Origin of the sequence: Peptostreptococcus porci (assembly GCF_009695815.1) — a bacterium.
In the GTDB taxonomy this organism is placed as follows: Bacteria; Bacillota; Clostridia; order Peptostreptococcales; family Peptostreptococcaceae; genus Peptostreptococcus; species Peptostreptococcus porci.
The window spans coordinates 458,377-484,525 of record NZ_VUNE01000001.1; the positions used below are offsets into that span (position 1 = coordinate 458,377).

At 31.8% G+C, this 26,149-nt stretch carries 25 protein-coding genes and 1 other annotated feature; of the genes, 20 read left to right on the plus strand and 5 right to left on the minus strand.

The genetic code is table 11. The features are described 5' to 3' along the window. Positions 1 to 46: 46 nt before the first annotated feature. The 9 genes from FYJ71_RS02025 to thrS all read left to right on the plus strand — a co-directional run bounded on the left by FYJ71_RS02025 (position 47) and on the right by thrS (position 9,976). Complete coding sequence (locus FYJ71_RS02025; protein WP_154537535.1) at positions 47 to 904, plus strand: ABC transporter ATP-binding protein; 858 nt, start codon at positions 47 to 49, stop codon at positions 902 to 904. After that, complete coding sequence (locus tag FYJ71_RS02030) at positions 894 to 2,084, plus strand: hypothetical protein (RefSeq protein ID WP_154537137.1); 1,191 nt, start codon at positions 894 to 896, stop codon at positions 2,082 to 2,084. The genes FYJ71_RS02025 and FYJ71_RS02030 overlap by 11 nt, the downstream gene beginning before the upstream one ends. Continuing rightward, positions 2,081 to 3,280 carry a hypothetical protein gene (locus tag FYJ71_RS02035; RefSeq protein WP_154537138.1) on the plus strand — a complete coding sequence of 400 codons (1,200 nt, stop codon included), beginning with the start codon at positions 2,081 to 2,083 and terminating at the stop codon, positions 3,278 to 3,280. Before FYJ71_RS02030 ends, FYJ71_RS02035 begins: the two co-directional genes overlap by 4 nt. A 447-nt stretch (positions 3,281 to 3,727) precedes the next feature. Further along, entirely contained in the window at positions 3,728 to 3,889 is a 162-nt protein-coding gene (locus FYJ71_RS02040) for a hypothetical protein (protein ID WP_207707210.1), read from the plus strand. A gap of 21 nt (positions 3,890 to 3,910) precedes the next feature. After that, positions 3,911 to 4,783, plus strand: coding sequence for a hypothetical protein (locus FYJ71_RS02045; RefSeq protein ID WP_154537139.1), 873 nt, complete (start codon positions 3,911 to 3,913; stop codon positions 4,781 to 4,783). Positions 4,784 to 4,795: 12 nt separating this feature from the next. Further along, positions 4,796 to 6,028, plus strand: coding sequence for a glycosyltransferase family 4 protein (locus FYJ71_RS02050; RefSeq protein ID WP_195836881.1), 1,233 nt, complete (start codon positions 4,796 to 4,798; stop codon positions 6,026 to 6,028). A gap of 105 nt (positions 6,029 to 6,133) precedes the next feature. Continuing rightward, positions 6,134 to 6,934: a DUF6873 family GME fold protein gene (locus FYJ71_RS02055; RefSeq protein WP_154537141.1), complete on the plus strand. Its 801-nt coding sequence runs from the start codon at positions 6,134 to 6,136 to the stop codon at positions 6,932 to 6,934. 143 nt (positions 6,935 to 7,077) lie between these two features. Beyond that, positions 7,078 to 7,686 (plus strand): DUF445 domain-containing protein, encoded by a 609-nt coding sequence (locus tag FYJ71_RS02060; RefSeq protein WP_154537142.1) that lies wholly within the window; start codon positions 7,078 to 7,080, stop codon positions 7,684 to 7,686. A 64-nt stretch (positions 7,687 to 7,750) separates the two neighbouring features. Next, positions 7,751 to 7,967 (plus strand) — a binding site (T-box leader). 83 nt (positions 7,968 to 8,050) lie between these two features. Continuing rightward, positions 8,051 to 9,976, plus strand: a complete 1,926-nt coding sequence (gene thrS, locus FYJ71_RS02065; protein WP_154537143.1) for a threonine--tRNA ligase — start codon at positions 8,051 to 8,053, stop codon at positions 9,974 to 9,976. Positions 9,977 to 10,570: 594 nt separating this feature from the next. On the opposite strand, the gene FYJ71_RS02070 is transcribed toward thrS, so the two are convergent. After that, the gene (locus FYJ71_RS02070; RefSeq protein WP_154537144.1) at positions 10,571 to 12,250 is read right to left on the minus strand and encodes a MutS-related protein; all 1,680 of its coding nucleotides are present in this window, start codon (positions 12,248 to 12,250) and stop codon (positions 10,571 to 10,573) included. A gap of 293 nt (positions 12,251 to 12,543) precedes the next feature. Next, on the minus strand, positions 12,544 to 13,149 hold the full coding sequence (locus tag FYJ71_RS02075; protein ID WP_154537145.1) for an ECF transporter S component: 606 nt from the start codon (positions 13,147 to 13,149) through the stop codon (positions 12,544 to 12,546). A 301-nt stretch (positions 13,150 to 13,450) separates the two neighbouring features. Between FYJ71_RS02075 and FYJ71_RS02080 the strand changes: the two genes are divergently transcribed. From FYJ71_RS02080 to FYJ71_RS02125, 10 genes are all read left to right on the plus strand, one after another. Beyond that, complete coding sequence (locus FYJ71_RS02080) at positions 13,451 to 14,317, plus strand: methionyl aminopeptidase (RefSeq protein ID WP_154537146.1); 867 nt, start codon at positions 13,451 to 13,453, stop codon at positions 14,315 to 14,317. A 32-nt stretch (positions 14,318 to 14,349) separates the two neighbouring features. Continuing rightward, positions 14,350 to 14,985 carry a DUF3841 domain-containing protein gene (locus tag FYJ71_RS02085; protein WP_154537147.1) on the plus strand — a complete coding sequence of 212 codons (636 nt, stop codon included), beginning with the start codon at positions 14,350 to 14,352 and terminating at the stop codon, positions 14,983 to 14,985. A 146-nt stretch (positions 14,986 to 15,131) separates the two neighbouring features. Then, entirely contained in the window at positions 15,132 to 16,148 is a 1,017-nt protein-coding gene (locus tag FYJ71_RS02090; RefSeq protein ID WP_154537148.1) for an MBL fold metallo-hydrolase, read from the plus strand. Between the two features lie 342 nt (positions 16,149 to 16,490). Continuing rightward, on the plus strand, positions 16,491 to 17,009 hold the full coding sequence (gene infC / locus FYJ71_RS02095; RefSeq protein ID WP_277087735.1) for a translation initiation factor IF-3: 519 nt from the start codon (positions 16,491 to 16,493) through the stop codon (positions 17,007 to 17,009). Positions 17,010 to 17,035: 26 nt separating this feature from the next. After that, positions 17,036 to 17,233 (plus strand): 50S ribosomal protein L35, encoded by a 198-nt coding sequence (rpmI, locus tag FYJ71_RS02100; RefSeq protein ID WP_091992663.1) that lies wholly within the window; start codon positions 17,036 to 17,038, stop codon positions 17,231 to 17,233. Between the two features lie 24 nt (positions 17,234 to 17,257). Next, positions 17,258 to 17,611: a 50S ribosomal protein L20 gene (rplT, locus tag FYJ71_RS02105; protein ID WP_091992662.1), complete on the plus strand. Its 354-nt coding sequence runs from the start codon at positions 17,258 to 17,260 to the stop codon at positions 17,609 to 17,611. A 268-nt stretch (positions 17,612 to 17,879) separates the two neighbouring features. Beyond that, entirely contained in the window at positions 17,880 to 19,205 is a 1,326-nt protein-coding gene (locus tag FYJ71_RS02110) for a glycine/sarcosine/betaine reductase component B subunit (protein ID WP_154537149.1), read from the plus strand. A 14-nt stretch (positions 19,206 to 19,219) separates the two neighbouring features. After that, positions 19,220 to 20,527 (plus strand): glycine/betaine/sarcosine/D-proline family reductase selenoprotein B, encoded by a 1,308-nt coding sequence (locus FYJ71_RS02115; protein ID WP_154537150.1) that lies wholly within the window; start codon positions 19,220 to 19,222, stop codon positions 20,525 to 20,527. Between the two features lie 25 nt (positions 20,528 to 20,552). Continuing rightward, positions 20,553 to 22,034, plus strand: a complete 1,482-nt coding sequence (locus tag FYJ71_RS02120; protein ID WP_154537151.1) for a glycine betaine uptake BCCT transporter — start codon at positions 20,553 to 20,555, stop codon at positions 22,032 to 22,034. A gap of 187 nt (positions 22,035 to 22,221) precedes the next feature. After that, positions 22,222 to 22,878 (plus strand): TetR/AcrR family transcriptional regulator, encoded by a 657-nt coding sequence (locus tag FYJ71_RS02125; protein ID WP_154537152.1) that lies wholly within the window; start codon positions 22,222 to 22,224, stop codon positions 22,876 to 22,878. A gap of 168 nt (positions 22,879 to 23,046) precedes the next feature. Here the strand turns inward: FYJ71_RS02125 and FYJ71_RS02130 are convergent, their stop codons facing one another. Beyond that, positions 23,047 to 23,388: a hypothetical protein gene (locus FYJ71_RS02130; protein WP_154537153.1), complete on the minus strand. Its 342-nt coding sequence runs from the start codon at positions 23,386 to 23,388 to the stop codon at positions 23,047 to 23,049. 16 nt (positions 23,389 to 23,404) lie between these two features. After that, positions 23,405 to 23,812, minus strand: a complete 408-nt coding sequence (locus tag FYJ71_RS02135) for a YtxH domain-containing protein (RefSeq protein ID WP_154537154.1) — start codon at positions 23,810 to 23,812, stop codon at positions 23,405 to 23,407. Between the two features lie 480 nt (positions 23,813 to 24,292). Between FYJ71_RS02135 and FYJ71_RS02140 the strand changes: the two genes are divergently transcribed. Continuing rightward, positions 24,293 to 24,967: a 3D domain-containing protein gene (locus tag FYJ71_RS02140; protein ID WP_154537155.1), complete on the plus strand. Its 675-nt coding sequence runs from the start codon at positions 24,293 to 24,295 to the stop codon at positions 24,965 to 24,967. A gap of 235 nt (positions 24,968 to 25,202) precedes the next feature. Here the strand turns inward: FYJ71_RS02140 and FYJ71_RS02145 are convergent, their stop codons facing one another. Beyond that, positions 25,203 to 25,772 (minus strand): helix-turn-helix domain-containing protein, encoded by a 570-nt coding sequence (locus FYJ71_RS02145; RefSeq protein WP_091992657.1) that lies wholly within the window; start codon positions 25,770 to 25,772, stop codon positions 25,203 to 25,205. Between the last annotated feature and the right edge of the window lie 377 nt (positions 25,773 to 26,149).

A 26,149-nucleotide genomic window follows, 5' to 3' on the forward strand; every position in this document is an offset into this window, starting at 1 on the left:
GTTGAGAGAGTATATAGAAAAATATGAGTTTGAGTAGGTGAAAAAAATGAATATGTATATCAAGAACTTAAGTAAGTCATATGGTGAAAATTTTGTTTTAAAAAATATTTCTACAGAGATAGGCAACGGAATTTATGGATTTTTGGGAGCGAATGGGGTAGGAAAAAGCACTCTTTTTAATATCATCTCAGGATATATAAAAGCTACGTCAGGTGAAATTTCTTTCAATGGAGAAAAACCACGAGTTGGATTTTTGCCTCAGCAATTTGAAGGTTATCCAGAGATGACAGTCCAAGAATTTTTGCAATATATGGGATTTGTTAAAATGGGTAAAGAATCTAAAGGTATATTATCAGACATAAATAAACAACTAAAGATTTTTGAACTTGAGGATAAAAAAAAAGTTAAATTAAAAAATCTATCTGGTGGTCAAGTTCGAAGAGTTGGTTTAGCACAGGCATTTTTAGCAGATCCACATCTAATACTTTTAGATGAACCAACAGCAGGCTTAGATCCATCTCAAAGGAATTATTTCAAAAATTATCTTGTAGAAAAATCACAAGAGAAAACGATTTTGCTATCTACTCATATAGTGAGTGATTTAGAATTTATAACTAAAAAGTTGTATGTGTTAAAAAATGGATCTTTTGTTATGGAAGGAAAAGAAGAGGAGTTAATTTCTCGAGTAGATGGTAATGTTTGGGAAGTAAAAATCAACAAACAAGATGTATATACAAAACTCAAACATATTACTATATCAGAAAGTTATGAACAAGAGGATTACTATGTTATTAGATATATTAATAGTAAAGATATTATAGAGGGGTCAAAACAAGTTAAACCAACTTTGAATGACGTTTATTTATATAATTTTAAAGAAGAAGGTTTTACAAATGAAATATGAAATTAAAAAAATTCTTACAAGAAAATATAATAAAATAATTTGGGCTATACTTTGTATTGTAGTTATTTTTGTTGGAGTCATACCTGTTACAACAGTTTCAACGATAGTGGATGTTAATAGTTCTAATTTAGTCAAAGGTAGAAAAGCTGTTCAGTTGGAACAAGAGCGTTATAAAAATTCTGAAGGAGAGTTAACGGTTGAAAAGATTAGTGCATTTATTGATAAGATAGATGATTTTCCGAGTGATGAACAAGCTTATTCTAATTTGTCGATTAGTGAACCAGCGATTTTGAAAGTTTTATCATACGCTTATTCAACTTCTGATGGAAGTTTTATGGCTGAAGCTAAAAAAACAAGAGGAAGAGATTTTTATGAGAAAAATAAAGATCAAATAAAAGGCTTAATATCAATTAATGAGGATAATTATAAGACAGATGAAAAACAAATTATCATGGATAAAGCACAAAATTTAAAAACTCCTTATAACATTACTTATGCGAAACAATGGAATCTATTATACAAAAGCTTTGGTTTGCTATATATGATTATGACATTTATCATCATAGTACAAATTTCTTCTGTATTTTCCTATGAAAAAGAAATATCAATGGATAAGATTCTAATGTCGAGTGCTAGAAATAGAGGGCAAATAGTAAATAATAAGATAAAAGCAACAGTTTTATTTATTTCGATCCAGTGGTTGATATCATCATTTATTCTTGTTGCTATTTTTGGGGTTAATTTTGGATTTTCTGGATTTTTCTCTCAAATACAAATAGAATATTTTACAAGTATATATAACTTGACCTTTGGGGAAGCTCTTATTTTAGAAATAATATTAGGTCTTTTGACACTGATGTCTATAGGATTATTAACTATAGTAATTAACTATTTTAATGAGAATACTGTTAAAACATTGTTGATTTCAATTGTAATTACATTTGTACCAGTAATAGTGTTAAGATTCCCTAATCTTAGCTATACATTACGTCGTTTCATTGAGACATTACCTATATTTGGAGGCAATATCCACAGCAACATACTGACACTAAATGTATATCAAGTGTTAAATATTCCAGTATTACGTACAACAAAGATATTATTGAATACTCTTATTATATCGATTGCCATATTCTTAGTTCTACAGTTTAAGGCTAAATCTTTGAGGAGGAAGAAATGATTAGTGAGTTCAAAAAAATCAATCAAAATCAAATCATAATAGTTTTATCTTTGTTTTGTATTTTGATATCTATTGTATTACCTCTTTTCTTTATAAATGGTTATGAGACATATGGTTATTCGTCGGGAAAAGAAGTGAATATTGTTGGATTAGAGGGATTAAAGTATAAGAAGAATCAAGTAAGAAAAATATCTGGCTATATAGATCAAGAAAATATTCAAGAAATTCTTGAATATGCCAATAAATTTTCGTCAGATAACGATACGGACTATATGAAAACAGAACAAAAATATCCTGGCATGTATTATTTTTTACAAAATGCCTATTCATCATATGGTGAAGAGAACTCTTTTTCCATTAAAGATATAGATTCAAATGAAACATTAAAAGAGGCTCAAAAGAATAAGGTGAAAACAAAGATGTATGCATCTGGGGAGTCTTTACAACCTTCTGAAGAAGAAGTGAAAATCTTTGAGCTTTTAGAGAAAAATGACAATCCTATAAGATTTGACTTTGTAGATCAATGGCCGATTATTATCAAAAGCTTGATATTTACTTATGGTGCTATAATTTTTTTGGCAATTATAATGGCAAGTCGTTTGTTTTCTGTTGAGAAAAATACAAAAATGGATAAAATAATTAATCAACGAAACGTAGAAGTGAAACAAAGGATCATTGTCAATAAATTAAAAATGTTTTATGGGTATATTTTACTGGTATTTTTGTTATGTACACTTACAATTTTTGCAATAGTTCTTATTCCTTTAGGTATTCAAGGGATAGAAAGTCAAATTCAAGTTATTCCAGATTTATTTTCTTCAATATATTTATGGAGTATTGGCGAAATGATAAGTAAGTATATATTAGGTGCTTTTTTGTCTATATGTGCAATAGGAGGATTTGGAATTTTAATTAACTATATCACTAAGAATGATTTAAGTACATTCATGCTGACAATTTGTTTTTCAGTTTTTCCAATAATACTTAAATCTTCTTTATTAAATTCGTATAAATTAAGTAAAATTATACAGATTTTTCCTGTACATGGAGTTAATGTTTTAAGTTATATGGATAGTTTGTCCATATATTCTTTAGGAGACAAAGTATTTCTTCCATATTATTTGATTTGCCTAGTCTCCATTGTTATATTTATTATGTCAAATTATATTATACTAAGAAAATCGAAAATGAACTGAAGTAACTTATGTTGGTAACCCAAATAGTTCAGTGCTATATTTGTATATACAGGGTGTTATAAGTGTGATTTTTATAATTGTAACAGGTTATCTTAAGACTAAAAGTCCTTATTTTTTACAGGCAATTAGAAAGATTTGATTTAACATTTAGTTGTGATATATTTCTGCATACATATGATTTCTAAAGTTATATTTTGTGTAAAATAATATGGTGTATGAGCGAAAACTTTTAATGATAGAAAAGTATTTCGCTCTTTTTATGATATCTCTCTTTTTCTTGTTGTAATTTACAATTAAACATTAATTTGATATTATAGTTATAGCTACAATACAAAGGCAGTAATCTGGCAATCAAATATGTAAACGAGAATGAAATAATCCCCAATATTTTTGCCGTAATGAACGAAAGAATATTATAAATTAACCAGAATTGGTCAAGAAAATAATGTGCAGGTTTTCAACTTTATAACAAAGAATACAATTGAAGAAAAGATATTGAAAATGCAAGATGCGAAAAAAGAGTTAAGCGATTTATTTGTAGAAAATTCTTCTGGTGGATTTGCTAGCCTGAGTAAGGATGAGCTGTTAGGATTGTTTAGCTTGGATTAATTAATATAGTTTGGAGTAAAAATGAATTATAAAATAAAGGATCTGGTAGCATTATGCACATCAGGCTCAAATATTCACAATGAAGATGCGTGTGGATTCAAGGAGAATATTGCTTGGGTAATCGATGGTGCTACTGGTTTAAATGGGAAAAATTTTATGCCATCAGAGACCGATGCCAGATGGTATTCGCTCTGGTGGGATAAATATTTGAGAGATAATATTACAGACAATATTTCTCTAGAATTGTTGATAAAAAGAGGAATACGAGAAATAAGAGCTGAGTTTGAGCGAAATTTAAGTGATAGCCATGGGTTGGGCTTTGAGGATATTTTAAAACTAGATTATCCGTCAGCTTCGATTGCCTTAATAAGACTAAATGAGGACAATATGGAATATTTTGTACTTGGAGATTGCAGAATTTACACAGATAACTCTTGTATTCCTAAAATCGCTGATGAAACAATTTCAAATTTTGATAGTCAAGTTTTTGAGTCGATGAGAAATCTAAATGACTTTGGTTATATTAATTTTGCCGAAATCAAAGAGAGGGTAATGGATCAAATAATTGAAAATAGACTCAAAAATAATATAGAGGGCGGATATTGGATTCTAAGTTTTGATGAAAAGGCTGTTGACAATGCTGTATGTGGAATTTGTAAAATCAGTGAGAATATGAAAGTGTTGATGGCTAGTGATGGATATTATGCCATTTGTGACAAGTATGGAATCTTTGAAGAGAAAGATTTGTTGAAATTGTCTTTTGATAGAGGTATAGTATCATTGTTTGATGCACTGAGAAAGTTTGAAAATAATGAAGATAAGGTGAGATTTATCCCAAGATTTAAAAAAATGGATGATTGTACGTGTCTGATGTTTAAAATAGATAAGGAATAGATGGAGGTTGATATGAAAGTATTACATATTAGTGCTCAAAAGCCAGATTCAACCGGAAGTGGCATCTATATGAGTGGAATAATAAATGGATTTAGAAAGAAAAATATAGATCAGGCATTGATAGTGGGGATAGATATAGCTGATAGCGAGCAGGCAATATTAGAAAAATTCGATGGAGAGGTTTCTCTATATCCATTAAAATATAATAGTGAGGTGCTTGATTTCAATGTACCTGGAATGAGCGATAATATGCCGTATCCTAGTACCAGATATAGAGATATAACAAGTTATCAGGCAGCTAAAATGAGAGAGGAATTTTCCAAGCTATTGATGGATGCTGTTGATAAGGAAAATCCAGATGTGATTATATGTCATCATTTATATTATATTTCCGCAATAACAAGAGAGCTATTGCCGAATAAAAAAATCTATGCAATTTGCCATGGAACCTGTATCAGGCAATTAATGAGTAATGATTTTATGAGAGATTACGTCATTGAAAAAATTGGGCAATTAGATGGCGTATTTGCACTTCATAATGAGCAGAAAAGAACTATAGAGAAGCTATTTGTAATTGATGAATCAAAGGTAAAGATAATTGGAAGTGGATATGACAGTTCTATTTTCAATAATAAAATGATAAAAAAATCTGGGAACATCAAAATATCTTATGCTGGTAAAATATCTTGTAGCAAGGGGTTGATTCCGTTTATTAATGCTTTGAACAAAATTGATATTTCAGAAGATTATATTGATATTGTCTTTGCAGGTGGTGCCAGCGATTGTGATGAATTAGAAGAAATAGTAAATTTGGCAAAAAAGTCATGTCATAAAATTGATTTTGTCGGAAAAATTGACCAGCAAGAGTTGGCGGATTTATTCAACTCAAGTGATATTTTTGTTTTGCCATCGTATTATGAAGGTTTACCTCTCGTTATTCTTGAAGCATTGGCATGTGGATGCTATGTTATTTGTACCAACACTGATGGACTGGAAGAATGGTTGAGTGATGATATTAAACGCAGTGGGATGTTTGACTTGGTAGAATTACCTGAAATGCTTGATATTCAAACTCCAGTTCTTGAACAGGTGGAAGGCTTTGAAAATAGATTGAAATTCGCATTGGAAAAAGCTGTTGATTATAGAAAAAGTAGCAGAGATAAGTTTTTGGATATAAGCAATCTGTCGTGGGATGGTTTGTCCGAGAGATTATTGGTTTTGATAACTGAAGATCAATTGTTATAATAAGTGACTTGATTACGAAGAATTAGTAGTAAAATATTATTTTTAGTAACTGACAATCAATTGTTATAAAAAAGTGGTTGTAGTTTGAAAAAATGTGGTTGTAGTTTGAAAAAAGTTGTTGTAGTTCGAAAAAAAGTTGTTATAGAATTGGGTGTTATAATGAGTAATGGTATTTTTAATAGAAATACATTTTGTATTGTGGATTACAGAATGGATGAAAAAATAAAACAGACTTTATTTGATTGTGGAATTTCCAAAATAATACCATCCTTTAGGAATGATAAGGTGTATGATGCTATAAATGGACATGTAGATATTTCACTTTATTATGATGGAAGTGTATTCATATCTGCTCCAGAGGCGTTTGATTATTACGATAGCTTTTTTATCGAGCTTGGCATAAAAAAACCACTGCTAATGGGAAGAAAAACTCTCTCAGAGAAATATCCAAACAACGTTTTTTACAATGTTTGTAGCGTGGGCGGTGTTCATATTGGAAACTTTGATTTTACAGATGAATCCATTTCTGATAGAATAAATAAGGTAAATTGCGATTCGAAAGTAATAAATGTCAAACAAGGATATGCGAATTGTTCAATTCTTGCAGTAGACGAAAGATCATTTATTACAGCAGACAATGGAATCTACAAAAAATTGGTTGAAGAAAATTTTGATGTTCTAAAGATATCTAGTGGTGGTATATCTCTATTCGATATGGATTACGGATTTATTGGAGGTGCTAGTGCAACCTACAAAGAGTATGTATTTTTCTTTGGAGATTTGGACGAACATCCAGACCACGCTAGAATAAAGGAATTTGTAACTGAAAGGGGGAAAAAAATAATTTCATTGGGTAAAGGGAATTTGGTTGATTACGGTAGTATGTATATATTTGATAATATCTAGCAAGATAAATAATTGTTAGAAAACTAAATCAGAAATTCGTGCCACTATATTATGATGAACTAGATAAAATATGGGCTAGATAAAATATAAGCTAAATAAAAAACAAACTTCTCTAAAAAGATGGCAATGGAATTATTAATAATATGGATACAAGAATAATTATAAAAATATTAACAATGGCAGTTGTTGGAGGTATTATTGGTTATGTGACAAATGTCTTGGCTGTAAAGATGCTTTTTAGACCATTAAAACCGTTCAAAATGCCTATTTTTGGTTTTGAAATTGTGGGGTTGATTCCCAAGAGAAGAGCTGATATAGCAAAAAGCATCGGAACTACAGTTGGGGAGCAATTAATCGACTATGATGAGCTGATAAACAGTATGTTGAAGGAAGAAGACAAAAAAAATTTAAAGCGAGTCCTAAAAGAGAGGATTGCAGTGATAATCGAGGAAAAAGCTAGCTTTATTCCATTTTTATTTAGATCAAAGGTGGCTGAATTTGTCGATCAAGTGATCGAAAGTGAGTTCGATTCCGGAATTGATTCTTTGTTAGAAGTTGCAAAGGAAAAGGCGATTTCAAGAATTGATGTTGGAAAGATGGTAGAGGAAAAAATCAACGAGTTAGATTTGGTGGAATTGGAAAAAATAATTCTTGTGATTGCAAGTAAGGAATTAAAGCACATTGAGAATCTAGGCTTGTTACTTGGGTTTGTTATTGGTGTTGTTCAAGGTATTATTTCGGTAACTTTTTAGTAAAAAACTTAAATAAAAAACTATTGCAATCGAAAAAAATATGTGATAGAATTATAAAAAATAAAAATTTGCTATGAAAAAGGACAAGTAGAATGGAATACAGCTGACAGAGAGATGGGCCTTGGCTGGAAGTTCATTAGTATGATCTATTTGAAAACTACCTTTGAGCAGGACTTAGTAGCTATAGTGAAAGTGTCCGGTTGACTGCCTTAAAGTCTTTCGAGAGGGTATAATGTTAATTATGCCAACTTGGGTGGAACCGCGAGTATATCGTCCCAATTTTTTCGGGGCGATTTTTTTGTTGAAAAAAATCCCCTACATATAATGTATTAGAACAAATAAAATATAGTATGGAGGTAAGGTTATGTTAAAGATTGAATTAAGAGATGGCAATTTTGTAGAAGTAGAAGATGGCTCTTCACTATTTGATATTGCAAAGGGAATTAGTGACGGATTTGCTAGAAGTGTTTTAGTAGGTTCTATTGATGGTAAGCTTGAAAGCTTGAATAAAAAAGTTGAAAAAGACTGCAAGGTAAACTTTTTTAAATTCGATGATCCAGAAGGTAAAGAAGTATTTAGACATACTTCAGCACATATATTTGCTCAGGCGGTAAAAAGACTTTGGCCAGAAGCAAAATTGGCGATAGGACCAGCGATAGAAAATGGATTCTATTACGATTTTGATTTGGATTACAGACTAGTTCCAGAAGATTTGGAAAAAATAGAATCTGAAATGAAAAAAATTGTAAAAGAAGACCTAGCAATTGAAGGATTTGAAGTTTCTAGAGAAGAAGCAATCAAATTGATGAAGGAAAAAGGTGAAGACTACAAGGTTGAGATGATAGAGGAGCTTCCAGATGGAGAAGTGATATCTATGTATAGACAAGGTGAATTCGTTGACCTATGTAGAGGACCACATCTACAGAGTACTAAGAAGATAAAGGCGTTTAAGCTTCAAAGTATTGCTGGTGCATACTGGAGAGGTGACGAAAACAATAAAATGCTTCAAAGAGTATATGGTACTTCTTTTGAGAAGAACAAGGACTTGGAAGAATATCTAAAGATGCTGGAAGAAGCAAAGAAAAGAGATCACAGAAAAATAGGTAAAGAATTAGATCTATTTATGATTCCAGAGGAAGGACCTGGCTTCCCTCTATTTTTACCAAGAGGTATGGAGCTGAAAAAATCTCTAATGAAGTATTGGGAAGAAATTCATAGAGAAGACGGATATGTGGAAATAGAAACTCCAATTATCTTGAATAGAAAATTATGGGAAACTTCTGGTCACTGGTTCCATTATAAAGAAAATATGTATACTGTTCAAATAGATGAAGAGGATTATGCTATCAAGCCGATGAACTGTCCGGGTGCAATGATATTTTACAAGAGCAAGCCTCATTCATACAGAGATTTCCCTATGAGAGTTGCTGAAAGAGGTCGTGTACATAGACATGAGTTATCTGGAGCATTACATGGATTGATGAGGGTTAGAGCATTTACTCAGGACGATGCTCATATATTCATGCTACCTGAACAAATAAGAGATGAAATCAAGGGTGTCGTTAAGCTAATTGATAAGGTATATACAAAATTTGGATTTACTTACCATGTTGAATTGTCTACTAGACCTGAAGATTCAATGGGAACTGACGAAGAATGGGCAGTAGCAGAGGATGGATTAAGAGGTGCTTTGGAAGAGCTTGGTATGGACTATATAGTAAATGAAGGCGATGGTGCTTTCTATGGACCAAAAATTGACTTCCATCTAAGAGACTGTATAGGTAGAACTTGGCAGTGTGGAACAATTCAGTTGGATATGCAGCTTCCTCAGAGATTTGATGCTACTTACGTTGGAAAAGATGGCGAAAAGCATAGACCAGTAATGATTCATAGAGTATGCTTGGGATCTATTGAAAGATTTATAGGAATATTGATAGAAAACTATGCTGGAAAATTCCCAGTATGGTTGGCTCCATGTCAGGTTAAGGTGATTTCAGTTTCTGATAAATACAATGATTATGCAGAAAAAGTTAGAGAGGAATTATTCGCCAACAATATAAGAGTTGAATTGGACGATAGAGCAGAAAAGGTTGGTTTCAAAATTAGAGAGGCTCAGCTTGAAAAGATTCCTTATATGATAGTTGTAGGAGAAAAAGAAAGTGAAAATGGTTCAATATCTGTTAGATCTAGAGAAGAGGGCGAGTTAGGTTCAATGAATATAGCTGAATTTTTGGAAAAGGTCAATAAGCAGGTAGAAGATAGAGAAAATGTGAATTTTGACTTATTATAGAATATAGTATGTAAAAATTAATATTTAGCGTTGATGGTAAAATTTTCGATATTTATTATAAGATGAATTCGAAAGCCATTGACGCTATTTTTTTCTGAAAAATTGAAAATATATAATCGACATTGTTACTGTATAGAAGAAAATTTAAATAGAAAATTATCAATAACATACATATTGAAAATAAATATCTATTGACAATCGTTCTCCTCCTGCGTTAAAATATAATAAAAAAAGAGGGGTTTTTTATCTAAAAAAGGATTGAGAGGGGTTTATGCTAAATAGTTTTATAAAAAAAGAAATACTTGCTACAATATTGTTGCTTATAACAGTTCTATATAACACTATTATAAGTGATAATATAAATAATGTAATATTTTGTGTAATTCTATTCCTAATTTTTACAATTGGAAATTACATAACTTACAAAAAAACAAAAATGACTAAAAACATGGAGGGAACAACCCAAAAGTTTTAAAATCTAGAACAAATAAAAAATTAGGCAGCATCTATAGCACATTAAGTGTTATGGATGTTGCCTTTTTGAAAAAAATGATATTTTAGTATATCATATAGCAATTTTTATTTTAAATAATTCTAATAGTCTCGTGATTTTACAACAGGCTCACTTAGTGCTTCCAAGTAAATTTCTTTTGGGAATCCTACAATTCTAATTATTTCAAGCGCATTTGTGCTTCTAGCAGGACCTTTTTTTAGCTTGTAATCAAACTTCATATCGTCATTTTCAATCAGCTCACTAAAGTGATAGTTTTCAAAATGCTTTAGTGAAGAAATAAGCTCCAAGTCATGTGTGGCAATAAACATTGATGTGTCGTGTTTAGATAGGTAATTAAGGAGTGCAAATGTCGAGTTAATTCTTTCAACAGTATTTGTTCCTCTAAACAGCTCGTCCATTATTATCAAGTGTTTAATATCATTATTTTTTACAGAATCCACGATTCTTTTTACAGCTTTTGCTTCGGACATAAAGTAACTATCGCCGCTTGAAATATCATCTTCACTATTCATTGAACTTGTGATTTTATGTATACAACATCTAGCTGATTCCGCAAAGCATATTCCAAAAGTTTGGGCAAATATCTGATTGATGCCAATTAATTTTAGAAATGTTGATTTCCCAGAGGCATTTGATCCAGATAATATTATTTTGGGGTCACGCACAGTGATACTGTTCGGTACCGGTGATTTTAAGAGAGGATGGTATGTATTTTCGTAGTGAATTATGTCGCTATCCCATTTAACCTTGCAATGATTTTTGTTATAATCAAGGTAACTTGCCATGCCCAAAACAGCATCGAGTTTTCCGAGTTCCTCAACCAATATCCTGATATCATTTAAATGGTTATTAACCAAATCTCTAACAAGGAAGAAATTAATCGGTTCACTTAGAAAAAACATTGAAACCAAAGTAGATAACATAGACATTTCAGAGGTCATATCATCAAATGAAGCATATCTATATAGTTTAGAATTTAATTTATTGATATTATCTATAGTATTTGTTATTTTATTTATTCTATTGCAAAGAATGTCTGGTTTCAAGGTCTTTATTCTATTTGCGACTTGTATAATCTTTCCAATTTCTTTAAAGTTTTTCAAATGTGAGTAGATTTCTTTTTTTATTTTTTCACTTAGTACAATATTTGTCAATAATGAAATTATTAGCAATATTAGTGCAAATTCTTTTTCGAAAAAAAATAGTAATATGGAAAGGAGTGGAAGCGATCCTAATAAAATATATATTTTTGGATTAAATTCGCTTGGATCAATTCCATTTTCCAGAAATAGTGAAATATCTGTTTTTAAGTTTTCTCCAATGCTTGCAAGACTTTGTTTGATTCTTTTTGCTGTTGGTATATTTGATTTTATTTCACATATCTCATCAAATGTTGTTTCAATATCATCAATATTGTATTTGGGATTCTTAAGAAGATATTTAAGCATAACCGTTCCCAAATATGACTCGGTGTGATCTATTTCTGAAAGTAATAAATCCATATTAAAATCATTCCAAGTTTTATCATTGATTTCTGAGTTTTTTGATATATAATTTGACAACAAAATAACATTACGATTCTGTTCCTTCTCTTCTTTCTTTGTTCCCCAATTTGTATCTATAGATTTTTTTATATAGTTTGAATATCGTATTTTTAAGACTAAATTGTATATGGCAATGGAAATGAATAATATAAATGCGAAAAAAATAATCTCATACAATTTATCAATATTAGCAAAAAGTGAATCAAAATCTTTCATAAAATATCCTCCTATAATTCAGTTAGAAATATGTTAAAAAACAAAAGTATTCTCTGAGAATATTATATCATAATAATTTACTGGATACTACAATAGGTGAAATAATAGAGTATTATAGCGTGGTAGCTGTAAAAAATTATTATGCTAGATATTATTTATTTCAACAAAAAATGAAAATAGAAGCATCATATTATAGTAAATGACAAAACCTTTTAGTGGGGTATAATAATGGTACTTCTATTTCAAATTAAGTATTTTATGATAATTCCTATTTTTATAATTAATTATAAGTATTATGCTGCTTTTTTACTTTTTTGATAGTTAACCAACAAATTAGATTTAATTAGAATTGGTCTTAATGATACATATATCAAATTGGCTATTACAACTGTTGTTATTGCATTGAAGAATGTAACTCCTGCACTCAATTTTGCCAAAATTGTAGCCACATCTGCTGGTTGACCTATTATGTAGACTTTGTAAAAATAGCCAACAATTGGATCTGCTACAACATTAAAGCTCATCCCTACTATTGAAGCAATAATTGCCCATTTAATAATATATTTTTTGTCGTCGCTTTCATTTATTTTTGCGTATTTATGAGCAATTGCTCCAACAATAAGTCCTATACAAAGCTTTAAAATAAATGTTTTTGGAGCAACAATAATATATACTGGATCTAGTATATCGGCGATAGTCATACCGATAGCACCCGCTAAACCACCGTATACGCCACCTATTAATAATGCTGCCAACACCAAGAATACATTTCCAAAATGTATTGAAGTTGCGTCGCCACCTGGAACTGGAATCTTTATTTGCAAAAATGTGAAAGTCACAAAACAAAGTGCAGCTAATATTGCTGTTTGAGTAATCAAAGTAAGTTTTTCGTTTCTCATGTAATCCTCCTTATCAATTTTTTATTATCAATCTATAATTGTTGATGTGTTTTTTTAAAAACAAAACAATTACTACTTCATGATACAGATACAATTTTATATATTATTTCAAATAAAGTCAATTATAATGGTATTTTTAATGAAAAAAACAATATCGTATCGATACAATTTTCGGCTAATCATAACTTTAAAAAAAATGTTATAGAACCACACAAAATGTGGTATCATTAAATATATAAGAGAAATGTAGCTTAGAGAAAAGGAAGGGGAATGTGGTGTAAAGTTGCACCATGGTAGGTTTATGCAAAATAGAAATGATAAGTGCTGGTGTGGCAGCGAAAAAAAGTATAAGAAGTGCCACATGGAAATTGATGAAAAAATAAGAGAATTTGAGCTAAAAGGACATATCGTTCCTGATAGAGGTATAATAAAAACGCCTAGAGAAATAGAGATGATCAAGGCTAGTGCTATAGTAAACACAGGTGTATTGGACCATGTGTCTAAAAATATAAAGGTTGGTATGAGTACTGAGGATATCGATAAGCTGGTTTATGATTTTACAACTGAGAATGGTGCTATTCCAGCACCTCTTGATTATGAAGGATTTCCAAAGAGTTGTTGTACTTCGATTAATAATGAAGTTTGTCACGGTATTCCTGACAAGAACATTATTTTAAAGGAAGGCGATATTATTAACGTTGATGTTTCGACTATCAAGGATGGATATTTTTCCGATGCATCGAGAATGTTTGTAATGGAAGGTGCATCTGATGAAGCGAAAAAATTAGTTGATATTACTAAAGAGTGTTTGGAAGTAGGGATTGAACAGGTTAAGCCGTGGGGACATATAGGTGATATTGGAGCTGCCATTCAAGAATATGCGGAATCTAGAGGGTACTCTGTAGTAACTATGTTTGGTGGGCATGGAATTGGTAATGAATTCCACGAAGAACCTTTTGTTTCTCATGTGGGAGTGAAAGACACAGGTATGCTGATGGTTCCAGGAATGATTTTTACGATTGAGCCGATGATAAATATCGGAAAGCCTCAGGTTTATGTTGATAAGAAAAATGGTTGGACTTCGTACACAAAAGATGGAAGTCTTTCTGCACAGTGGGAACATCAGATATTGGTAACTGAGGATGGTTATGAAATAATCTCTTATTAAGAGAATTTAATCAATGAATCGGAGGTGTTGATATGGACTATAGTAAAATTAATCCGTACTCGAGAAACGGTAAAACATTGCTATTTACTAGCCAAGATGAGAGATCGTTAAAAGTACTGGAAGAAAAAGGAAGATTTATCAATAGAAAAATATACATTAAGGAACATATGGATGATATTTCTCCATTGATACTGATGTGTTATGATTGGTTTGTTGATGCTGCAAAGGAGAGAGTCTCAAAACCTGATGATGTGGAATATCAGATTTGGTGCTCTGTCAGCGCTAGGAATTGTATGAGACCATATGAAGGTGAAGTTGCCTACGTTCTTGAGGTTCCGAACGAGGAGATAATATATTTTGATGGATTGAAATGGGACTATGTTCTGAATTTACACTATGTTCCGACGAACGATGATGATTTGGAAAAATACAGGGCTGAAATCAAGGCAAAAGGATATAAAAATTCTTTTGAATTTATTCAAGGTCGCTATGCCAGACAGTACCCATTGGAAGAAAAACGAATAAAGGATAGTTGGGTTAGAGTATTCGATGTGGATAGCTGGAATATTTTTGGTGTTCAAGCAAATATCTGGGAAATAAAAAAAGAGTGGATTAAACATATTGTAAGACCAGGAGAATCAATACCTGAAGAATATATATTGGATTAGGAATGGCAATTTAATGCAATACCATAATTTGTATAGTAGTGTTTGATTAAAGCCTTATTGCTGTATTTGTTTAAATCTACGGACGATGAAATATATAGATAAATTTATTTTAGAGTGATTATTAGAGAAGATGTGAGAGGTTAAAAATGGAACAATTGTGTAAAAATATTTATTCCTTTCCTGTTGTATTGCCAAACAGCCCATTGAAGGCTATTCATATTTACGTGATAACAGGTGAAAATGGTAGCTATGTATTGGATACAGGGTACAATATGAAAGAGTCCAAAGAAAGTATGATTGCTGGTCTAAAGGAGCTTGGATTACAGATTAAAGATGTCTCACTGATAGTTACACATCTTCACTCTGATCATTCAGGCTTGATATCTGATTTTTACGAAGAAGGCTGCGATATTTATACGAGTGATGAAGATGGAAAATTGCTTGAAATTACAGCCACTGGAGAATATTGGAACAAATCGTTGGATTTGATAACAAAATATGGGATAGAAGAAGAGTTTGATGTTACAGATAATCCGGGATACAAATATCAGTTATCAAGTCAGTTTGAGTACACAGCTCTAAAAGAGGGTGATACTATTGATATTGGAGAGTATTGCTTTGAAGTTCTGGATTTGGTTGGTCACACTCCGGGACATATAGGCTTATATGAAAGAAAACATAAGATATTATTTTGTGCAGATACTATTCTAAACACAATCACCCCCAATATTACTTTTTGGGGATTTGAGTACAAAAATATGCTAGAAAGGTATCTAAATACAATACATAAATTGAAAAAACTAGATGTAGATTATTGTTTTTCAACACATAGAGATCAGGTGACAGACCATAAAGTAAGAATTGATGAAATTACAGAGCATCATTTTGAGAGATTGGCTGAGGTGTTTAATTCACTAGAGGATGGAAAAGAATACACTATTAGGAATATTGCGTCTAATATTACATGGAGAATCAGGGCAAATAGCTGGGATGATTTTCCGCCAGCTCAGAAATACTTTGCCTCAGGTGAAACAATGGCTCATGTGGAGCTATTGGTGAATTATGGATATGTCAATATGAGGGAAATCAATGGAGTGTTATATTTTTCGAAAAAGAAGAGTAATATTGACGATATAAGAGATAAGATTAATATTCAATCATAGTAAGTTTGTTATTGTAGCTTAGTTAATATGATATTTTAATTATAATTATTTAAATATGATATTTTTAAAATCATATTTTGAAAAAACATTGTGTTTAACGAATTTTATAAAAAATTCGCATAATAGCGAAAAAAACTATTGACATATATGTATAATATACTGTATAGTAGATTGGTAGAGAAAAACAAGTAGAATCCGTTCTCACCTTACGGCAATGCTTAGTAAGGTTAATAAGTTTATGCGTACAATATTTTTTTGTCGCTCAATTTGAACTTATGGCGGATTTTATAATCCGTCTTTTTTTATTTTAGTAAGTGTATTTTAAACGACAAGAAAGTAGAGGTGTTCTGTATTAGTAAGGAATTAGCAATCAATGAGGAAATCAATGTAAAGGAAGTAAGAGTATTATCTGAAACTGGTGAACAGTTGGGGATTATGCCTACGAAAGAAGCTTTGAATATCGCAAATTCAAAGAATTTGGACCTTGCAATGATATCGCCAAATGCTGAACCACCTGTTTGTAAAATGATGGACTATGGAAAGTTCAAATATGAGCAGGCAAGGAAGGAAAAAGAAGCGAAGAAAAAACAGAAGACTATTAATATCAAAGAAGTAAGACTTAGACCAGGTATTGGTGACAATGATTTGAAGACAAAGGCAAACCAAGCTGTTAAGTTCCTACAAAAGGGAGACAAAGTTAAGGTTGAACTGAGATTTAGAGGTAGGGAATTAGGTCACAAAGATATTGGTAAAGAAGTCATGCATAAGTTTATTGAAATGTTAAATGAGTTTGGAGAACCAGGAAAGCCCCCAAAATTTGAAGGGAATAATATGGTTGCAATAATAGATCCAAAGAAATAGATAATAATTGAGAGGAGGACTTTGTTATGCCAAAGATGAAGACACATAGAGGTGCAGCAAAAAGATTAAAAAGAACAGGAAGCGGTAAGTTGAAAAGAGCGAAGGCTTATAAGAGTCACATACTTACAAAAAAATCAGCTAAGACTAAAATGAACTTGAGACAATCTACATTAGTTAGTGATGGAGATGCAAGAAGAATAGCACAGTTATTACCATACAAGTAAGATTAAGGATACGGAGGATTTAAAATGGCAAGAGTAAAGAAGGGTATGAACGCCCATAAGAGACATAAAAAAGTATTAAAGCTTGCAAAGGGATACCAGGGATCAAGAAGTAAGCTTTACAAGACTTCAAACCAGTTCGTAATGAAGGCATTGAAGAATGCTTATATCGGTAGAAAGCAGAAAAAGAGAGATTTCAGAAAGCTTTGGATTCAGAGAATCAATGCCGCTTGTAGAATGAATGATATGTCATATTCTAAGTTCATGAACGGTCTAAAGAAAGCTGGAATAGAAGTAAATAGAAAGATGCTTTCAGAATTAGCTATTGCTGATCCAAATGGGTTTGCACAGTTAGTAGATGTAGCTAAGAAGAGCCTATAATTAGATATTTTGATTATTGACCTTGTAAATTTGGTTTCAAATTTACGAGGTTTTTTTATTTTTTAAAGTTCTAAACGAATTATTTTGTTTTTTAAATCTCTAAACATATATTGTAAAAACATATAATAAGTATAGATAATAACCATGATTATTATAGTTAAAAATCTTGCAAAGATAATCGCGATATGATAAGATTTCTATTAATAACAATAATGTATATTAATTTATTGTTTCTAATATGCAATTAAAATACAAACGGAGGTGCGTCATGTTATTAGAAATTGGAAATTTTTATGTCAAGGATGTCAAATTTGGAGAAAAAACTTCATTTAAAGATGGAGTACTGTTTATCAATAAAGATGAGGCAATTGATTTCATCGCAAAAGATGAGCATATAACAGATATTGATATTGAAATTGCGAAACCGGGTGAAGATATTAGAATAGTACCAATCAAAGAAGCTGTTGAGCCAAGAGTTAGGTTGGATGGAAAATCGTTATTTCCAGGTGTTACAGGTAATCTAAGAAGAGCAGGCGAAGGTCGTATTCATGCTCTTAAGGGATGCTCTGTAATGGGGGTAGGAATGCATTGGGGAAGCTTTGGTGATGGATTAGTGGATATGTCTGGAGAAGGGGCAAAATATTCATATTATTCAAATCTAATTAATATTTGTTTGGTAATAGATACCGATGAAGAGTTCGAAAGATATGAACAACAGAAGAAAAATCATGCCATTAGATGGGCTTGTCATTATTTCGCTGAATATTTGGGAGAAACTGTTAAATCTCTTGAACCTGAAGATCTTGAAACTTTTGAGTTTGAAGGTGTTACGAAGCGAAGTGACTCTGTTAATGAATTGCCTTCTGTAGTGTTGGTTATGCAGCCTCAGTCTCAGATGGAAGAGCTGGGATATAACGATCTTGTATATGGATGGGATATGAATAAATATTTACCTAGCTTTATGAATCCAAATGAAGTTCTTGATGGTTCTATTATTGGAGGTAGCTTTATGCCATGCTCTTCGAAATGGTCTACATACGATATGCAAAATTTCCCTATAATAAAGGAATTGTATAAAGAGCATGGGAAAACATTAAACTTCCTTGGTGTAATAATGTCAAACTTAAATGTATCTCTTGAGCAAAAAGAAAGAGCGGCAATTTTTGTTTCAAATATGGCCAGAACCTTGGGTGCTGATGGGGCGATAGTTGTAGAAGAAGGGTATGGTAACCCTGATGCCGATTATGTAAGATGTATTTGCGCATTGGAGGAAGTCGGTGTTAAGGTTGTAGGTATTAGCAATGAATGTACTGGTCGTGATGGAAAATCACAGCCACTAGTTGTTATGGACGAAGGTACGACAGCTTTGGTTTCAACTGGCAATGTTTCTGAATTAATCGAGCTTCCACCTGCGAAAAAAGTAATTGGAGAACTTCAGGCATTGGCTAGAGATGGTTTATCTGGAGGATGGTCAGGAGATGAAATACTTGGACCTTCTGTTAGAGAAGACGGATCTATAATTATGGAAAATAACGCTATGTTCTGTGGCGATCAGGTTGCTGGTTGGGCTACAAAAATCATGAGAGAGTTTTAAGGAGGTAAATAGCGATGACTAAGTGTATTCATTATATAAATCAATTTTTTGCAGGAATAGGTGGAGAAGAACTTGCAGATTATGAGCCTGAAATCAGAGAAGGAGTTGTGGGACCCGGATTGGCGTTGGAAAAAGCACTTGATGCAGATGTCACTCATACAATAATATGTGGAGATAATTTTATGGCAACTCATGAAGATGAAGCTGTCGGTAGAATTATTGATATGTTGAAAGATAAAGATTTTGAGATTTTTATTGCTGGACCAACCTTCCAAGCTGGTAGATATGGCTTTGCAGCAGGAAGAATCTGTAAGGCTGTACAAGAAAATTTTAAAAATGTAAAGGTATATTCATCTATGCACGAAGAAAATCCAGGTGTAGAAATGTATAAGAGTGAGATGATTATTTTTAAAGGTGGAAAATCTGCTGCTAGTATGAGATCAGATGTGAAAGCAATTGCAAAATATGTAAATAAAGTTTTTTCAGGTGAGCCATTACTTCCAGCAGAAGAAGAGGGCTATTACGGTAGAGGAATAAGACATCAATATTGGCCAGAGGAGATTAAACCTGCTGCCAAGAGGGGTGTTGAGATGCTGATCAAAAAATTAAATGGAGAAGCCTATGAAACAGAGTTGCCTGTTCCAAAGAAAGATGTCGTTCCTATTGCAGAGCCTATTAAGGATTTAAAAACAGCAAAAATTGCGATATTGACTACTGGGGGAATTGTTCCAGTCGACAATCCTGATAGAATACAGTCTGCTTCAGCAACTAGATGGGGAAGATACGATATCTCTAACATGGAAAGATTGGAAGGTGGCGTATTCAAAACAATACACGCAGGATTTGATCCAGCAGCAGCAAATGCAGATCCTAATGTAATAGTTCCACTTGATGCACTAAATAAACTTTTGGAAGATGGTGTATACGGATCATTACATAATTACTTTTACTCAACTGTAGGTACAGGAACGACTCAGGCAGAGGCTGAAAGAATGGCTAGAGAAATACTGGATTACCTAGTTGCAGATGGAGTAGATGGTGTGATTATGACTTCCACATGAGGTACTTGTACTCGTTGCGGTGCAGCGATGGTAAAAGTAATAGAAAGAGCAGGATTACCGATTGTACAAATGTGTAACTTAGTTCCAGTTTCAAGCTCATTAGGTATAAATAAAATTGTTCCGACAATTTCAATTCCATACCCTCTAGGAGATCCTTCTACGCCAAGAGAAGTTCAATGGAATTTGAGGTACAATAGAACGAAGAAAGCGATAGAGGCTCTGGCAGAAAAGATTGAAGAACCAACAATTTTTAGCGTTTAATTACCAATGAAAGGTTGCGATAATTATGAAGAATAAAAATACTGTATATATTGTGTCGGTTGTTATATCTCTGGTAATTTCATTATGGGGGATTTTTGGGAGTGAGAGCTTCGGCAAGGTTGCGCAATCACTTATGTCATGGGTAACAGTTAATACTGGATGGTTATACCTTTTGTCAATGCTTGTGTTTGTTATATTTGCCTTGGCGATAGCATTTAGCAAATATGGAAGTATCAAGCTGGGCTCAGATGATTCAAAGCCTGAGTTTAAAACTATTTCTTGGTTTGGGATGCTTTTTGGAGCTGGAATGGGAATTGGCTTGGTGTTTTATGGTATTGCAGAGCCGATATCGCATTTTGTATCACCGATGGCTGGTATTCAACCAGGAAGTGAAGAAGCAGCAAGGTTTGCAATGAGAGCGTCTTTTGTACATTGGGGAGTACACCCTTGGGCAGGATATTCGATAGTAGGATTGGGGTTGGCTTATATTCAATTCAGAAAAGGAAAGCCAGGTCTTATCAGTAGTCTATTCATACCTCTTATTGGAGAAGAAAGAGCAAGCGGTGGATTTGGTAAGCTTATTGATATATTTGCGGTAATTGCAACTATTGCGGGTGTTGCGACATCATTGGGAATGGGAACAATGCAGATAAATTCAGGATTAAATTATCTATTTAAAATTCCGAATAATGTGACATCTTGGCTTATTATCATAGTTATTATTACAGTAATATATACTTGGACAGCGGTATCAGGCATAGATAAGGGGATAAACCTGATATCCAATCTTAATTTGATTCTCGCATTTTCTTGTATGCTTATAGCGGTGCTAGTTGGACCAAAGGTTATGATGGCAGATACATTCGTTGGAACTACGGGTGACTATATAAACCAATTCTTTAAAGATAGTTTAAATATCAACCCTTTTGGTGACAATGCTTGGATGCAAGGTTGGAGAATATTTTACTGGGCATGGTGGATAGCTTGGGCTCCATTTGTCGGTACTTTTATTGCAAGGATATCAAAGGGTAGAACGGTGAGAGAATTTATAGTGGGTGTTACTTTGGCTCCCGCAATCGGTTCACTTATTTGGTTTTCGATATTTGGAAGTATGGGATTAAATTTAAGATCAGTATTTGGTATAGAAAAACTAACGCAATTGTCAGGACAGCCTGAAACTGCACTATTTGAGGTGTTTTCAAAGTACCCATTTGGAATAGTTCTTTCTATTATTACGATAGTGTTGCTTTGTACATTTTTCATTACATCGGCAAATTCAGCTACATTTGTGCTTAGTATGTTTTCGCAAAATGGAGACCTAAACCCATCAAAAAAGAAAATGTTGGTTTGGGGGATTTTACAGGCATTAATAGCATTTGCACTGATGATATCTGGAGGCCTAAAAGCATTACAGACAGCATCTATTGCAGCGGCATTTCCATTTATATTTATTATGCTGGCTATTTGTGTTAGTATTATTAAGGCGTTTAGAGAAGAAAGAAAATAGTAGTGTTTTCAAAATACTTTTGTAAAAATAAGGGGTGATTTATTTCGACCCTTATTTTTTTTGAATATTCTAATGTATGTTAAACATTTGATATTTGTGTAGAAAGATTTCTAATATATTTTTCTTTAATTATTTGAGATTTCGTTGTATACTATTTCTATTAAAGTTATTTTATGGGAGGTTTTGAATGAAAGAATTGAATTCTTACAAGATTATGAGTATGAAAAATCTGATAAATTCTGCTAGGACAATTCTTGAAAAAGAAGGTATAGATGCGATAACAATCAGAAAAGTTGGCGATTTATCTGGATTTAACAGTGCGACAATGTATAATTATTTTGAAAACTTGGAACATTTAAAAGTTTTTGTGTGCCTTTTTTCGTTTGAGGAGTATTTAGATGATATAAAGAATTATATCAAGAAATCTGATGATGAGATAATGTATAATTATTTTGCTGTATGGGAGTGTTTTCTTCTACATACTATGAAAAACGTAGATGTGTTCTATACTCTGTTTTTCAATCAATTAAATAGAAGTATTTCCGAATATGTCGACGAGTATTATAGTGTTTTCCCTAGAGAAGAAAAAGACTATGGTGATGTAATTAACTCAATGTTAAAAAACTATTCCATAGAAAGTAGAAACATACTTATGGTAAAAGACATTGCAAAAAAAGGTTATATTGAAGAAAACTCGATTGATTTCATCAATGATCTTACATCGTTCACATATGAGTCTATTTTGTTTAGAGTGTATAAAGGCTTTATGAGTCCTGAGGAAGGAAAAACTCAAATTATGAAGTATGTAAGGTCGATACTTGAATCCAAGCTAATAGAAAAATAAAGCGAACATTTTGTGGTGTTAATAGATTGACTTATATATTACATTTTTTGTTTGTAAGTATTATCAAAGAAATTGATAAAATAATTGTTTTAACTTTAAAATACCGTCGGTGAAGCTATTTCGCCAACGGTATTTTTTATAAAATTATATGAATAAGTGTAGTACTTTTTATTTTTTCTTCATAACATCCTTAACTATTCCAGCGACATCGATTGATGTTTTTATTCCACTTTTAATTTTTTCCTTTGCCACCAGTACATCGGATGAAACATCGACTGCCACATCTGTAATATCTTTTGCATTGTCTACCACATCATCAACACTTGATACGATAGAAGGCAATTTTGCTATGGTAAGACCAACATTTGTACTATTTCTTACTATTAGATCATCAATGCTGGAAATTAGATTTGCCAACTTTTTCAGCACGATAATTAGAAAAACTAGAGCAATACAGCCTAGGATTGCCAATATAAATAAAATTGTCTGGGTATTTACTGTAACTGTCATCTTAAACTTTCAACTCCTATTTGTTATCTTTCAATTCAGATTCATCAGGCTCCGAATTAGATTTTTCGATTTCATCTGGTTCTTTTACGAATGAGGCCTTAATTTCGATTAAATCATTATTTTTATCGAAGTATTCTTTGATTCTCTTTTTTGATTCTGCTATTTTGGCTCTTTTATTCTCGATTGAGCTTCCGACACTTTTTACTATTTTTTTTGATTTGTTTTCTAAATTTTCTTTGGTATTTCCTACATCAGATTTAATTTTTTGGATGGTTTCTTTTCCAGATTTTGGTGCAAGAAGCAGTCCGCAGCCCACTCCAATGACCAAACCTGGTAAGGAATACTTTGCAATATTAGCAATTTTCCTTCTTCTTCTCGAACGTATAATTTCTTGCCTTTTTCTTTTAATTGCATTTATTATCATATCTACGCATCTCCTTTTCACCAGATTGTGTATTGAAAAAACATATTTTATTAATTGTTTTTTCTAAATATTACTGTTATATATAATGATATACTTTATGGATTAGTATGTCAATTGAAAGCTGTACACTGATTGATTTTATTGAGAAGGTTAAAATGGGAAGATATAAAAAAACAAAAGTTACAAAAATGTAATTTTTTTGCGTGCAAAAAACGTTGAAAAATCAGTGGATTCTAGATGTGATGAAAAAGTGAGTCAAAAAAAGGTTGCATTTTTGTAAAAAATATAATAGAATATAAAAGTATTGTAAATAAAAATGTCAAAAATGTTACTATAAAAATCTAAGGATTTGATTTTAAGTAACAAAATAGAAACTATCCAAAAAAGAGAAGCTTGCAGAAAAAGAGGATGAATAAGCTCTTGGCATTTTTGTCATCTTCGTTAAGCAAATTTCATTTTGGATATCAAATGGAGGTTAATATGATTAAAAATATTAAATTGAAAGTATGTGTTTTATTTACTGTATTGTTAGTGGGAATTGCAGTGCTTATATCAGAAAGGTCAATTTCTTTTGCTGAAACTACAAGCAATGCTCAAGCAACTATTTCAAGAGGATGGAAAAAAGAAAATAACAAATATGTATATATTAATTCAAAAGGAAAAAAGCTTGTAGGCTGGAATAAGCTAAATGGGCTTATGTATTATTTTAGTACTAAAGGTGAGATGGTTACAGGGGTGCAGGTAATCGCTGGAAAACAACATTTATTTGCTGATGACGGTGTCTATAAGGGGGTACTGTCTGTGAAAACAACACAAAATGGTGCTAATTATGCCACAACAGGAAATAAGACTTATTATTATGACAAAAAGGGAAATAAGTTAGGTACCGGTAAGAAGTATATTTCTAATGCGAGTGCCTATACAGGAGATACTACTACTGCTTCAGGACAGAGACCAAGATGGGGAACTATAGCTGTTGATCCAAAGGTAATTCCTCTTGGTTCTAGGGTTTATGTTCCATATTTTGATAAAGTATTTATAGCAAATGATACTGGTGGAATCATCAAGGGAACGATGATAGATATATTTATGAATTCTGCATCACAAATGAATAATTTTGGTAGAAGAAATTTGGAAATAATCGTTCTTGACTAGACTAGGCAGTGACATATTTAACATTAATAGAGAATGTTAAAATTAATAGAGAATGTGTTGTACGCATGCACTTATGTGTACAATACATTCTCTATTTAATTAATAATAGAATAATCTTCGAGTCTATCGGAAATGATTTTCAATAATCTTAAAACAATGTACGTATTTAATTTTTGTATAATGATGATTGTCTAATTCTTTTATCACAAGAGACATAGAATAAGACGTTTGTTCTTCATAATACTTCCTTTGTATTACTTGCGAAGTAAAGCACTGAAACATTGTGAGCTGAGTTGTTTTCAAGCTTATAACTCATCCTTGGAATAAATCTTATTGTATCACCCTTTTTTAAGACAACGGATTCTTTGTTTTCAGTACATACTGTTAACGTGCCCTTTTCTACCAGAATTAACTCCTCAAGTTCATTTACACCGAATGGTACTAATGGTGTTTCTGTGTGAGGATATAAAGTTATTCTAAACAAGTCGGCACTAAGGTTGGTAGACTTTTTTGTCAGCAATTGAAATTCAATATTGCTTTTTCTTGAGTCTTTGATATACCCTTGATCTTCAACTCGTTTTACAAGCTTTTCTAGACTAACTTGGTCCTCAAATAATGTAGAAATGGAAATATTCATAGTTCTTGCTATCGAGTCTAATACGCTTAGACTCGGGTTTCCGATTCCTCTTTCTAGCTGACTTAGTAGAGCTGTACTAATGCCAGAGACTTTCGAAAAATCTTTTATAGTCAAATTTTTCATTTTTCTATAATTTGTTAAGCGTGTTCCTATCTGTTCAATATCCATCGAATAACCCCCTTACTAACATAAAGTAATTTTTTTCCAAACAACAAAACAATGAAATCAATGCGATTAATTGGCATTATAACAGGTTAAATGACTAATCGCAAAACAATTATATCATTTTTTTATAATAAATGATAGCTATTATTGTAAAATTTTTTAAATTTAAATAGTTAATTTTAATGCATTATTGTTTTTTCAACAAAAAACAATAACGCACTATTTTACTATATTAAATTATTTTTTATAATAATATTTATCAAACTTAAATTTATGAAATTTTTGTTATTGAAAGTAAGGAAATTATGGTATAATTATTTAACAGTGTTTTAGATTTATGAAATTCTATTTTTATTTAACAGTTGAATTTCATAAAATGA